The sequence below is a fragment of the Chryseobacterium joostei genome (assembly GCF_003815775.1).
Classification (GTDB): Bacteria; Bacteroidota; Bacteroidia; order Flavobacteriales; family Weeksellaceae; genus Chryseobacterium; species Chryseobacterium joostei.
The window spans coordinates 4,335,356-4,349,280 of record NZ_CP033926.1 but is presented as its reverse complement, the minus strand read 5'-3'; the positions used below and the strand labels follow the sequence as shown (position 1 = coordinate 4,349,280).

Annotated in this window: 4 protein-coding genes, 2 tRNA genes and 3 rRNA genes; 1 reads left to right on the top strand and 8 read right to left on the bottom strand. The window is 40.6% G+C overall.

Annotated elements, in window-relative coordinates; translation table 11 throughout:
• Positions 1–312: 312 nt before the first annotated feature.
• The 7 genes from EG359_RS19870 to EG359_RS19840 form a co-directional block, all read right to left on the bottom strand.
• Positions 313–1,638, bottom strand: a complete 1,326-nt coding sequence (locus EG359_RS19870) for a sigma-54-dependent transcriptional regulator (RefSeq protein WP_076357583.1) — start codon at positions 1,636–1,638, stop codon at positions 313–315.
• 416 nt (positions 1,639–2,054) lie between these two features.
• Positions 2,055–2,162 (bottom strand): 5S ribosomal RNA (gene rrf / locus EG359_RS19865).
• Positions 2,163–2,307: 145 nt separating this feature from the next.
• Positions 2,308–5,070: ribosomal RNA gene (locus tag EG359_RS19860) — 23S ribosomal RNA — on the bottom strand.
• A 204-nt stretch (positions 5,071–5,274) separates the two neighbouring features.
• Positions 5,275–5,348 (bottom strand) — tRNA-Ala (locus tag EG359_RS19855).
• Between the two features lie 87 nt (positions 5,349–5,435).
• A tRNA-Ile gene (locus EG359_RS19850) sits at positions 5,436–5,509 on the bottom strand.
• A 197-nt stretch (positions 5,510–5,706) separates the two neighbouring features.
• A 16S ribosomal RNA gene (locus EG359_RS19845) occupies positions 5,707–7,223 on the bottom strand.
• The 16S, 23S and 5S rRNA genes sit together here with 2 tRNA genes alongside, the layout of an rRNA operon.
• Before the next feature lie 708 nt (positions 7,224–7,931).
• Positions 7,932–8,270 (bottom strand): hypothetical protein, encoded by a 339-nt coding sequence (locus tag EG359_RS19840; protein WP_123867455.1) that lies wholly within the window; start codon positions 8,268–8,270, stop codon positions 7,932–7,934.
• A 79-nt stretch (positions 8,271–8,349) separates the two neighbouring features.
• Between EG359_RS19840 and EG359_RS19835 the strand changes: the two genes are divergently transcribed.
• The gene (locus tag EG359_RS19835; RefSeq protein WP_076356773.1) at positions 8,350–11,217 is read left to right on the top strand and encodes a M16 family metallopeptidase; all 2,868 of its coding nucleotides are present in this window, start codon (positions 8,350–8,352) and stop codon (positions 11,215–11,217) included.
• 229 nt (positions 11,218–11,446) lie between these two features.
• On the opposite strand, the gene EG359_RS19830 is transcribed toward EG359_RS19835, so the two are convergent.
• Positions 11,447–13,585: a S46 family peptidase gene (locus EG359_RS19830; protein WP_084180528.1), complete on the bottom strand. Its 2,139-nt coding sequence runs from the start codon at positions 13,583–13,585 to the stop codon at positions 11,447–11,449.
• Positions 13,586–13,925 lie beyond the last annotated feature (340 nt).

Sequence of the window (13,925 nt, the reverse complement as noted above, 5' to 3'; positions counted from 1 at the left end):
GCCAAAACAGTACTGCAAAAAGCAGAATCAAACTTATGAGCATCATACTTTTATTATTAAGGTTAAAAGAGTAAACAATACATACGATACAATCAGCAAACTCAAAGTGGAATGCTCACGTTTTTTGAACGTTTTTCTTGAAATTGTCATTTTTAAATATTTTATTCAAGTACTATATGCCAAAAGAAAGTCCAAATTAGAATTAATCAACATAACCAATTAAAATACAATACATTAAATAAAAACATCTAACTACCTAAAAACAGAAAAGCCTATCAAAATGATAGGCTCTTTATTAAAATGATAAATTGTTTATTTTAAACCGTATTCTTCCAGTTTACGATACAGCGTAGCAATACCAATCTCCAGGAGTCTGGCCGCTTCTGCCTTATTTCCTTTGGTATACTGCAATACTTTCTGTATATGAATTTTTTCAAGAGTTCTCATGCTCAGAGAATCACTTTCCGGAACTGGTTTTTCAGAATAGTGAGGAAGACTTTCAGCATCCAGCACATTATCGTTCATTAAAATAAGGCTTCGTTCCACAGCATTCCTCAGTTCACGGATATTGCCTTTCCAGTCATTTTTTTCCAGTGCTTTATAATAATCAGGATTCACCTGAATAGAGGATAAATGAAGCTTATGAGAAAATAGATCAATGAAATTCTTTGTCAATATTTTTAAATCCTCCTTTCTATCTCTTAATGCAGGAAGACTAATCTCAAAAACATTTAACCTGAAATATAAGTCTTCTCTAAAATTTCCATGTCTTATTTCTTCTTCAAGGTTTCGGTTGGTTGCAGCAATCAGCCTAAAATCAGATCTAGAAACCTTGGTTTCTCCCATTTTGATAAACTCTTTGGTTTCAAGCACTCTCAGAAGTTTTGCCTGAAGCTCTATCGGCATTTCACCAATTTCATCCAGGAATAATGTTCCACCATTGGCCTCTTCAATCAATCCTTTCTTATCCTTTAAGGCCCCTGTAAAGGACCCCTGTTTATGACCAAAAAGCTCGCTTTCAAGAATTTCTTTACTGAATGCAGAGCAGTTGATAGCAACAAAACTATTTTTCTTTCGATCACTCCCTTCATGAATGGCATTTGCAAAAACTTCCTTACCCGTTCCTGTTTCTCCAGTTAGAAGTACAGCAGCATCCGTTAACGCAACTTTTTCCGCCATTTTCTTTGCATGCAAAATCAATGGAGAATTACCAAGAACCTGTGCAAAACCCTTTACACAAGCAGTTGACTGAACTGTTCTGGATCTGTTATCCTTAACTTTTTCTAAGGCTTTATATACCAAGGGAATAATCTTCTCGTTGTCATCACCCTTTACCAGATAATCATAGGCTCCGTTCTTCATCGCCTGAACAGCATCCGTAATATTTCCAAATGCCGTCATCAGGATAATTTCAAGATGTGGGTACTTTGTCTTTATTGATTTTATAAGATCTACCCCAAAGGCATCAGGAAGCCGGACATCGCTCAACACAACATCAAAATCATACTGCTCCAGCATTGTCATCGCAGAACGTGCCGTAGAAGCTTCTTTTACATTAAAATTTTCTTGGGAAAGGATCATTCCTAATAATTTAAGGAGCTTGATCTCATCATCGATGATCAGAATGTTTCCGGACATTATAGTTATTTTTGGAAAACTAGTACAAACTTATTGAATTTATTCCAGTAAAACCCTTTTATAAAGGGAAATTATTTTCATAAATTATAAGAGAAGCTTTATCCCGCTATCCACTTATACTCCTCGCACCACAGCCCTTCCATTCCCTGTCCCTATCTGCCATCCTGCTGTGGGGTAACCGTTTCTATCGGGGCTAATGATAAGTAATAAGTAATAAGTAATGAGTAATATTATAATGAATAATGATTAATAATCGCAACCAATTCCATAGAAATAGGCTTTGGCTTGTTTGATTTTAAAAATGATTGCTTGTATTTAACTAGTAATGGTGTATGAGTATGTGTATGTGTATCTCAAAGTATATAACAAAAAAAATCCTTTATCGTAATGATAAAGGATTTTAAAAATAAAATAAAAACTGGCGGCGGCCTACTCTCCCGCGTTAGCAGTACCATCGGCGCTGGTGGGCTTAACTTCTGTGTTCGGAATGGGAACAGGTGAGCCCCACCGCTAAAACCACCCTAAAGGCTGTATATAAGGTTGCAGGTTAGAGGCAAAGGGATGCAGGCTTATCCTGCTTCCTAATAGCCAACATCTGCTACCTGGTTTATTATTCGATAAAAACCTTCACAAAGAGGTAACCTTGCTGCACTTCCGTGCACCATATTAGGCTATAAATCTACGGGTAATTAGTACTACTCGGCTATGACATTACTGTCTTTACACCTGTAGCCTATCAACGTCGTCATCTCCAACGACCCTTAAAAGATGTCTCATCTTGAGGCGAGTTTCGCACTTATATGCCTTCAGTGCTTATCTCTTCCAAACGTAGCTACTCAGCGGTGCACCTGGCGGTACAACTGATACACCAGAGGTTTGTTCAATTCGGTCCTCTCGTACTAGAATCAAGCCCTCTCAAACATCTAACGCCCGCAATAGATAGAGACCGAACTGTCTCACGACGTTCTGAACCCAGCTCGCGTGCCACTTTAATGGGCGAACAGCCCAACCCTTGGGACCTTCTCCAGCCCCAGGATGTGACGAGCCGACATCGAGGTGCCGAACCTCCCCGTCGATGTGAGCTCTTGGGGGAGACTAGCCTGTTATCCCCGGAGTACCTTTTATCCTATGAGCGATGGCCCTTCCATACGGAACCACCGGATCACTATGTCCTGCTTTCGCACCTGATCGACTTGTAGGTCTCACAGTCAAGCACCCTTATGCCATTACACTCTACGCACGGTTACCAAGCGTGCTGAGGGTACCTTTGAAAGCCTCCGTTACTCTTTTGGAGGCGACCACCCCAGTCAAACTACCCACCACGCAATGTCCTTCTAAAAGAAGTTAGGCTCCAAGTAAGTAAAGGGTGGTATTTCAACGTCGGCTCCACAGACACTAGCGTGCCCGCTTCAAAGCCTCCCACCTATCCTACACATTACTTACTCAAAGTCAATACGAAGTTATAGTAAAGGTTCACAGGGTCTTTTCGTCCCATTGCGGGTACTCGGCATCTTCACCGAGACTACAATTTCACAGAGCTCATGGTTGAGACAGTGCCCAGATCGTTACACCATTCGTGCAGGTCGGAACTTACCCGACAAGGAATTTCGCTACCTTAGGACCGTTATAGTTACGGCCGCCGTTTACTGGGGCTTCAGTCAATGCCTTCGGTTTAACCCTAAGCACCTTCCTTAACCTTCCAGCACCGGGCAGGTGTCAGACCCTATACTGCATCTTTCGATTTTGCAGAGTCCTGTGTTTTTGATAAACAGTCGCCTGGGCCTCTTTACTGCGGCCACCATTGCTGATGGCGTCTCTTCTCCCGAAGTTACGAGACTATTTTGCCTAGTTCCTTAACCATGATTCACTCTAGCACCTTAGGATTCTCTCCTCGACTACCTGTGTCGGTTTTGGTACGGGTTGCTTCACTTCGGCTTTTCTTGGAAGCACTTTCCCTGCAGCAGCTTCGCCCGAAGGCTAGGCCTTGACTATTCCGTCAGTCTCCAGCAGGTACGGCACTCCGTCCCCTTTTTAGTGTGAGCAAGTATGGGAATATTAACCCATTGTCCATCCACTACCCCTTTCGGGTTCGCGTTAGGTCCCGACTAACCCTCAGCTGATTAGCATGGCTGAGGAAACCTTAGTCTTTCGGTGAGCGGGTTTCTCGCCCGCTTTATCGTTACTTATGCCTACATTTTCTTTTCTATCCGCTCCACAATACCTCACAGTACTGCTTCGGCGCAAATAGAATGCTCTCCTACCAGATGTACTATAAAGTACAAATCCATAGCTTCGGTAATATGTTTATGCCCGATTATTATCCATGCCGGACCGCTCGACTAGTGAGCTGTTACGCACTCTTTAAATGAATGGCTGCTTCCAAGCCAACATCCTAGCTGTCAATGCAGTCCAACCGCGTTGCTTCAACTTAACATATATTTGGGGACCTTAGCTGTTGGTCTGGGTTCTTTCCCTCTCGGACATGGACCTTAGCACCCATGCCCTCACTGCCGTAGAACATTTATTAGCATTCGGAGTTTGTCAGGAATTGGTAGGTGGTGAAACCCCCGCATCCAATCAGTAGCTCTACCTCTAATAAACTTATATACGACGCTGCACCTAAATGCATTTCGGAGAGTACGAGCTATCTCCCAGTTTGATTGGCCTTTCACCCCTACCCACAGGTCATCCGAAGACTTTTCAACGTCAACCGGTTCGGTCCTCCACTCTGTGTTACCAGAGCTTCAACCTGCCCATGGGTAGATCACAAGGTTTCGCGTCTAATCCTACTAACTAAGCGCCCTATTCAGACTCGCTTTCGCTCCGGCTCCGGTACTTAATACCTTAACCTCGCTAGTAAAATTAACTCGTAGGCTCATTATGCAAAAGGCACGCCGTCACACCATATAGGTGCTCCGACCGCTTGTAGGCGTACGGTTTCAGGTTCTATTTCACCCTTCTATTCGAAGTGCTTTTCACCTTTCCTTCACAGTACTTGTTCACTATCGGTCTTTCAGGAGTATTTAGCCTTGGAGGATGGTCCCCCCATATTCAGACAGGATTTCACGTGTCCCGCCCTACTCATTTATCACTTAAATATGCCTTTCATATACGGGGCTATCACCCTCTACGGCCGTTCTTTCCAGAACGTTCTATTAAACATAAATTAGCTTTTGGGCTAATCCGCTTTCGCTCGCCACTACTTACGGAATCTCTTCGATTTCTTTTCCTCCGGGTACTTAGATGTTTCAGTTCTCCGGGTTTGCTCTCCAATAAATTGGAGTGACTGGTCTTCAACCAGACGGGTTGCCCCATTCGGACATCTGCGGATCAATTCGTGTGTGCCAATCCCCGCAGCTTTTCGCAGCTTACCACGTCCTTCTTCGCCTCTGAAAGCCTAGGCATCCGCCATACGCCCTTAACGATTTCTTTCCTAATAATTATATTAGTTCAGTATTTTTTGATAAATTCTCATTTATCGATATTTTTATAAACTCGGCACTCGAAAGTGCTCGGTTATCTCTTTGTGATGTCTTTACCGTTAATGTCAATGATCTTAATGTCTTCTTGTCCGTCTGATGAACAGATATTGTTTTTGGCTCTATCCGTAACTTTTAAATCAAACTTCCAAAACTGTGGAGAATAAGGGAGTCGAACCCTTGACCTCCTGCGTGCAAGGCAGGCGCTCTAGCCAGCTGAGCTAATTCCCCCTCTAGTAGACTTCAGATGTCAGATTACAGACTTTAGACCTAAATGTCTGACGTCTCATATCTGATGTCTTCCCGTCTTATAATTAGTAGTCTCGGGCAGGCTCGAACTGCCGACCTCTACATTATCAGTGTAGCGCTCTAACCAGCTGAGCTACGAGACTTTGTTATGGTAGTGAGTGATGTGTAAAAGGAAATTCCCAATTCATACATTCACTTCCCAATCTCTTTCCCTAATACTAATTTCTAGTGGGTTTTGTATTTTATATATATATCAACCAAATAAAAAACTAAAGCTTCTCTTTAAGCAAGTGCTTGTATCTTGCGATACTAATTTTGTTTATCGTCCAAAGACGCTCTAAAATGAGATGTTCCAGCCGCACCTTCCGGTACGGCTACCTTGTTACGACTTAGCCCTAGTTACCTGTTTTACCCTAGGCAGCTCCTGTTACGGTCACCGACTTCAGGTACCCCAGACTTCCATGGCTTGACGGGCGGTGTGTACAAGGCCCGGGAACGTATTCACCGCGCCATGGCTGATGCGCGATTACTAGCGATTCCAGCTTCATAGAGTCGAGTTGCAGACTCCAATCCGAACTGAGACCAGCTTTCGAGATTTGCATCACGTCACCGTGTAGCTGCCCTCTGTACTGGCCATTGTATTACGTGTGTGGCCCAAGGCGTAAGGGCCGTGATGATTTGACGTCATCCCCACCTTCCTCTCTACTTGCGTAGGCAGTCTCACTAGAGTCCCCAACTTAATGATGGCAACTAGTGACAGGGGTTGCGCTCGTTGCAGGACTTAACCTAACACCTCACGGCACGAGCTGACGACAACCATGCAGCACCTTGAAAAATGTCCGAAGAAAAGCCTATTTCTAAGCCTGTCATTTCCCATTTAAGCCTTGGTAAGGTTCCTCGCGTATCATCGAATTAAACCACATAATCCACCGCTTGTGCGGGCCCCCGTCAATTCCTTTGAGTTTCATTCTTGCGAACGTACTCCCCAGGTGGCTAACTTATCACTTTCGCTTAGTCTCTGAATCCGAAAACCCAAAAACGAGTTAGCATCGTTTACGGCGTGGACTACCAGGGTATCTAATCCTGTTCGCTCCCCACGCTTTCGTCCATCAGCGTCAGTTGTTGCTTAGTAACCTGCCTTCGCAATTGGTGTTCTAAGTAATATCTATGCATTTCACCGCTACACTACTTATTCCAGCTACTTCAACAACACTCAAGACCTGCAGTATCAATGGCAGTTTCACAGTTAAGCTGTGAGATTTCACCACTGACTTACAGATCCGCCTACGGACCCTTTAAACCCAATAAATCCGGATAACGCTTGCACCCTCCGTATTACCGCGGCTGCTGGCACGGAGTTAGCCGGTGCTTATTCGTATAGTACCTTCAGCTTCCCTCACGAGGAAAGGTTTATCCCTATACAAAAGAAGTTTACAACCCATAGGGCCGTCGTCCTTCACGCGGGATGGCTGGATCAGGCTCTCACCCATTGTCCAATATTCCTCACTGCTGCCTCCCGTAGGAGTCTGGTCCGTGTCTCAGTACCAGTGTGGGGGATCACCCTCTCAGGCCCCCTAAGGATCGTTGACTTGGTGAGCCGTTACCTCACCAACTATCTAATCCTGCGCGTGCCCATCTCTATCCACCGGAGTTTTCAATAAAAAACGATGCCGTTTCTTATATTATGGGGTATTAATCTTCCTTTCGAAAGGCTATCCCCCAGATAAAGGCAGGTTGCACACGTGTTCCGCACCCGTGCGCCGCTCTCAAGATCCCGAAGAATCTCTACCGCTCGGCTTGCATGTGTTAGGCCTCCCGCTAGCGTTCATCCTGAGCCAGGATCAAACTCTCCATTGTATGTTTGTCTGACTCACTCAAAGTTTTGACGCTTTAGTTTTTCCTTACTTGGTTGTTATATTGTATGTCAATGATCTTTATATCTTCCGCTTTTTAATGAAGCACTCTTCTCTGTCAGTGGCGCCCCATATTTGCGAGTGCAAAAGTAAAACTTTATTTTGTAATGACCAAATGTTTCTGAAATAAATTTAAAGTTTTTTAAGTAACCCTAAACTTTATCCTAAACCTCAATCAACCTACTCCTGCGCTCCCGTTTTATTGGGACTGCAAAGATACAAACTCTTTTTTATCCCGCAAGTTTTATTGACTAAAACTTGAAAGTTTTTTTTTCGCCTGTCTCTCTCGTAGTGTATAATGTTTATGCCCATCAAAGGGCTCTCTGCGCTACTGAATGTACTCTCGTTTTCAGTGGGGCAAAGATAGAAACTTATACCATACCCCGCAAGATTATTTAACATAAAGTTCATATTTGCATCCCTTTTTTCCATAAGCCCCTGGAATGCAGGGACAAAAATTTTAAACATTTGTTTGGAAGAGCGAAGGGAAGTGTGGGTGGGTTGGGGGCAGGAGGGCAAGTGGGGAGAAACGGGGGCATTTGCAGTCATTATATAAGGGATGGGTAATGGGTAATGGGTAATGGAAGATATCCTATTATAGTATATAAGGAGGTTGGTAATAATCCCTCTCCTACTTCTCGGGATGCCGTTTTTATTTTTTAGGCGGGACTAGGGCCAAATTTGACGGGGATTTTATATTAGCATGGATTAAAGCCCATCCCCAGTGAATAGGTGTAGGCAGGAGATGGATTTTTGTAGAGGACCTCCCACTAGCCCTGATAGGAATGGTTACCCCACAGCACGCAGTGGAAAGGCGTCCGGCCTGGGCATTGGAATACAGTGAGCGAGGAGTAAAAATGGAGAGCAGGAAAAAGCTACTAATAAATTTTAGGGTTTGAAGGTAAGAAAGTGTGGGTGTGGGAGAATGTGAAGATGGTATTCTTGGTTTGTGATTCAGGTTTTCAACTATAATAATAGATGTAATAGTCATAAAAAACGGGAAACATTTTTTTTGATTGCTTACATTTGTATCACATTCTTATTCTATAAGGAATGAAATGAGCTTATATATGATAGACAGAAGATATAAAGAAACGATTCATACGGATAACAATCAATACGAATATACCACAGTAACTCACGATGAAAATAAGGTAAGAATCTATACATTGAAAAACGGTCTAAAGGTTTTCCTTGCCCAAAATTTTGATGCACCAAGAATACAAACTTTTATTCCGGTGAGAACGGGAAGTAATAATGATCCTGCAGATAATACCGGACTAGCTCATTATCTTGAACACATGATGTTCAAGGGCACCTCTAAGTTAGGCACTCAAAACTGGGAAAAAGAGAAAGAACTTCTTGATCAGATCTCTATTCTATTTGAAGAACATAAAGCTGAGCAAGATTCTGAAAAGAAAAAGGAAATCTATAAAAAGATTGATGAAGTTTCTCAGGAAGCCAGCCAATATGCAATTGCCAATGAGTACGACAAGGCTATTTCGTCACTTGGAGCCAGTGGAACTAATGCACACACCTGGTTTGATGAAACAGTTTATAAGAATAACATCCCTAATAATGAACTGGAAAAATGGCTTAAAGTAGAGAAAGACAGATTTTCTGAAATTGTACTTCGTCTTTTCCATACTGAACTGGAGTCTGTGTATGAGGAATTCAACAGAGCACAGGATAATGATACGAGGCTTGTTAATTATGAATTGATGGCAGCTCTTTTCCCCACTCATCCAAATGGACAACAAACTACACTGGGTAATCCGGAGCATTTGAAAAATCCGTCCATGAAAGCTATCCATAAGTATTTTGATGAATACTATGTTCCTAATAATTATGCGATGGTTTTGGTGGGTGATCTTGATTTTGAGGAAACCATTCAATTAATTGATCAGTCTTTTGGTACTCTTCCTTATAAAGAATTGCCTAAAAAAACACCCATTATTGAAGAGCCTATTACCAAGATTGTAAAAAAGACTGTAAAAAGCCCTACTACTCCAAGGGTTCAATTGGCCTGGAGAACGGACAGCTATGGAACCAGAGAAGCCATGCTCGCAGATGTTTTTGCCAATATTTTGAGTAACAGAGGTGAAGCAGGATTATTGGATCTTCATATCAACCAGACTCAAAAAATGCTTTGGGCACAAGCGTTCTCTGTGGGGTTAAAACAATATGGCTATTTTTCTATTGTTGCAGTTCCGAAAGAAACTCAAACTCTGGAAGAAGCTACTGAAATGGTTTTAGAGGAAATTGAACTTGTAAAAAAGGGTGATTTCCCAGACTGGATGCTTCCTGCAATCATTAATGACTTTAAGCTTCAAAGAATGAAAGGTCTTGAAACATCGGAAGGTCTTGCCACTACTCTTTACGACACCTATATAAAAGGGAGAAGCTGGGAACAGGAACTGAATGAAATGGACGAGTATGCAAGCTTCACAAAAGAAGATATTGTCAATTTTGCCAATGATTTTTTCAAGGAAAATTATGTGGTTGTTAACAAGGAGAAAGGTGTTAACGAAAGATTAATCAGAGTTGAGAACCCAGGCATCACTCCTATCAAAATTAATCGCGATACGCAATCTGAGTTTTTAAAGGAAATATTATCTGAAAAAACGGAAGATATTCAACCCGAATTCATCAACTATCAAAAAGAGATTACCACTGATGAAATTAAGGATAAGAAACTAAGCTTTGTAAGAAATAAATATAATGATCTTGCTCAGGTACATTTTATTTTCCCTTTTGGAAGTGATAATGATAGAGAACTGGGAATTTCTACACAATTGCTGCAATATTTAGGAACCCATGATCTTTCTCCTGAGGATTTAAAAAAGGAATTTTTCAAAATCGGGGTAAGCAATAATTTTAAAACAACCAGTAACCAGTTACTCATCTCTCTGAGTGGATTGGAAGAAAATATCGAAAAGGGAATTTCTCTTTTACAGAACTGGATGTATAATGTACAGCCTAACCAGGAGATCTATCAACAATTTGTAGGAACTGTTCTGGAAAATCGTCAGGCCATGAAGAAAGATAAGAACCGCATTATGACTGCACTCATCAATTATACCAAATTGGGAAGTACTTCGCGGTTTACGGATGTTATCTCCAAGGAAGAGCTTGAAAGCAGTAAAGCTGAAGTATTCACAGACCGAATGAAGCAGCTTTTCAAGTATCCTTACCAAGTTTTCTTTTATGGAAAGGACTTTGAAAGATTCAAAGGGTATATTGGCCAATATATTGAGACAGCAAGTCTTCAGATGCCGGAAGCCAAACAATACCCGGAACCTGCTACAGGTGGTAATGTTTATTTTACAGACTATGACATGGTTCAGATGGAAATGAGTAAGATTGGAAAAGGAAATCCGGTTAATCCGTCTCATTTTGGAAAAATCAATGTATTCAATGAGTATTTTGGAAGAGGATTATCCTCAATTGTTTTCCAGGAGATCCGCGAAAGTAAGAGCCTTGCTTATTCTGCCTATGTCTCCTACGCTGCCAATGCTGAATTAAAGCACCCTGATTACATTACCACTTATATAGGAACGCAGCCGGACAAGCTCATGATTGCTGTGGACACGATGAACGAACTGATGAATGAACTTCCTGAGGTACCCATTCAGTTTGAAAATGCAAAGAATGCAGCGCTGAAACAAATTGCATCAACCAGAGTTATTAGAAATAATATTTTCTTCAATACTTTAAATCTAAAGAAACTGGGTATTTATCATGACTTCAGAAAAGATATTTATGAAGAGATCCAAAGTCTGAGATTTGAAGATATCAAACAGTTTTATGAAACGGAAATCAAACCTGTGCATTTTAATACAGCCATTATTGGTAAAAAGGAAAACCTGAATATGGAAGCCGTAGGAAAAATGGGAACATTTACAGAACTCAAGCTAGAAGATATCTTTGGACATTAGAAAACTACATTCCATAAAAGCAAAAAATCCCAGAACAACCCGGGATTTTTTATTGGTATTTAGCCAAAGAATTTTTCACAATTTCTTTGGCATTCTTTTCTACATTTTGATAGGAATAAGAGTTAACCTATATAAAATCTTAAATCTTCCTTTAAATTTAAAACGTTACGAAGCCTCCATAAAACAAAAAACCTATTTAATTTTTGATTAAATAGGTTTTTATAATTATTTATTTGATGACTTTCATTTCATCAACAAGCCATTTTGAATCGGCGAATTTTTCAATAACGAAAAGAATATATTTTGTATCCACCATAATGTTTCTGCTGAAACGAGGATCGTAGTTAATATCACTCATGGTTCCCTCCCACTGTCTGTCGAAGTTCAATCCTACCAGATTTCCATTGGCATCAAGAGCCGGACTTCCTGAGTTTCCTCCTGTAGTATGGTTTGTTGCAGTAAACCCAACAGGAACGTCACCTGTTTTGTCTTTATAAATTCCGAAATCCTTTTTATTGTAAAGTTCAATCAGTTTCTTAGGAACATCAAATTCATAATCTCCAGGAATATATTTTTCCATTACTCCAGCCAGGTGAGTCTGATAACCGTAAGAAACAGCATCTCTTGGAGCCGATCCTTTTACTTTACCATACGTTACACGAAGAGTTGAATTGGCATCCGGGAAGAATTTTCTGTCTTTATCAGTTTCCATCTGCTGAGCCATAAACTTCTTCTGCATGGCATCAATTTTTACCTGAAGTGAAGAATATTGAGGATCTGCAGTCTTCATATACGTTTCTTTCAAGGAAACATACAGTTGATAAATAGGATCTTTCTTTAATGTTTTTATCAGTTTATCCTGATTAGAAAATGCCTTATCAATATCTGCAGTTAATGTTCCTCCATTTACAGCAGTTCTTCCTGTGATGATAGAGTTTTTAGACATATCTTCCACTACAGGAATGTTTGCATTTTCGTCTTTATATTTGCTGAAACCTGTTGGTAAAAACTGTGGTGCAGTTTTATTGGTGTATAAAGCCAATAATTTTGCGGTTACCCTTGCATCAAGTTCTGCACTGTAATCCTTATAGAAAGACGTTAGCTTTGTTTTTAACTTGGTAAGCTCTTTCTCATCCATTCTGCCAGCTTCTACGGAAGCTACAAAATCATAATAATCTCCTGCCAGCTTTAATGTCTCGGCATTTTTTACTACTTCTGTGTAGTAAGCATTGTTTAATGCATAAGGAGCCTGATCATTGTAAAGCTTGTTCAATTGATCCAAAGTAGTCTTGATTTCAGGGTTTTTAGAAACTAAAGAACCTTCATACATTACCTTTTTCTCAACTGCGTTAGATTTCTTCAACCCCTCTACTTCACCTATCCATTTTTTCCAGTAATTGGCAACAGAGGCATACTTAGAAGCGTACTTAATACGTGTTTCGTTATCCACACGCATTTTTTCATCCAAAGTCTTTAAAGCTACATCACGTACAGCAATTCTTGCAGGATCAATGTCCTTCATGATCTTCTCTACAGCTACTGCAGGAAGATATTCTGTAGTTTTTCCAGGGAAACCGAATACAAATGTAAAATCGTTTTCGTTTTTATCTTTTATAGAAACCGGTAAATAGTGCTTTGGAACGTAAGGTACATTGTCCTTGGAATATTCTGCAGGCTTATTGTTTTTGTCTGCATAAATTCTGAACATAGAGAAGTCTCCTGTATGTCTAGGCCAAACCCAGTTATCAGTATCACTTCCGAATTTCCCTATGCTTTGAGGTGGTGCACCTACAAGACGGATATCCTTATATGTTTCGATGGTGTAAGCGTAGTACTTGTTTCCATAGTACATAGGCTTTACCATGATGGATTGATAAGATTCAATTTTCTGAGAGTTTTTATAAACCTCAATATTGTTATTGATTCTTTTGGTAAGCTCAGGCTCTGTAAGGTTATCTGTTCCCTCCAATACCTGGTCTGTAACTTCTTTTATATCTACAATAAAGTCTACTTTCACTCCCGGATTAGGAAGTTCACCATTGGTATTTTTAGCCCAGAATCCGTTTGAAAGAAGATCGTTCTGAACGGTAGAATGTGCCTGAATCTGACCATAACCACAGTGGTGATTGGTCAACAACAATCCTTTAGGAGAAATAATTTCCGCGGTACATCCACCGTTAAACTGCACTACAGCATCCTTAATGCTTGGCTTCTGAGGGTTGAAAATATCTTTAGCAGAGATTTTCATTCCCAGATCCTTCATTTCCTTTTCATTCAGTTCTGTAGGAATCCACATTCCTCCATATTGTTGTGCAAATGCCATTGCAGCCGGCAAAAGAAATACGGATAAAAGTATCTTTTTTGTCATAATCAAAATTTTGCCCGAATTTACGAAGAAAAATAGGAATAGTACCCATAAAACGACGGTAAAAGTTGATATGAGTATTTTGTATGATATAAAATGTGCAATCTTTTAATGAATTTGGAAGTAAGAGATTAGAAGCTAGAAATTAGACCCTGCTGTTCCTTGGTAATGTTCGATACCTATTTTTCACCATGCTAATTTTGATCATTAAACCCTATTACAAAGCGTTGAATACTTATTTCGCATCTCGATTTAATTATAATTCGTTCACCTTTTCCTCTAATTTCCTTGGCTCAGTTTTTGTTTATTATTAGCCAGTTTATTATTAAAAGTATACTAAAAT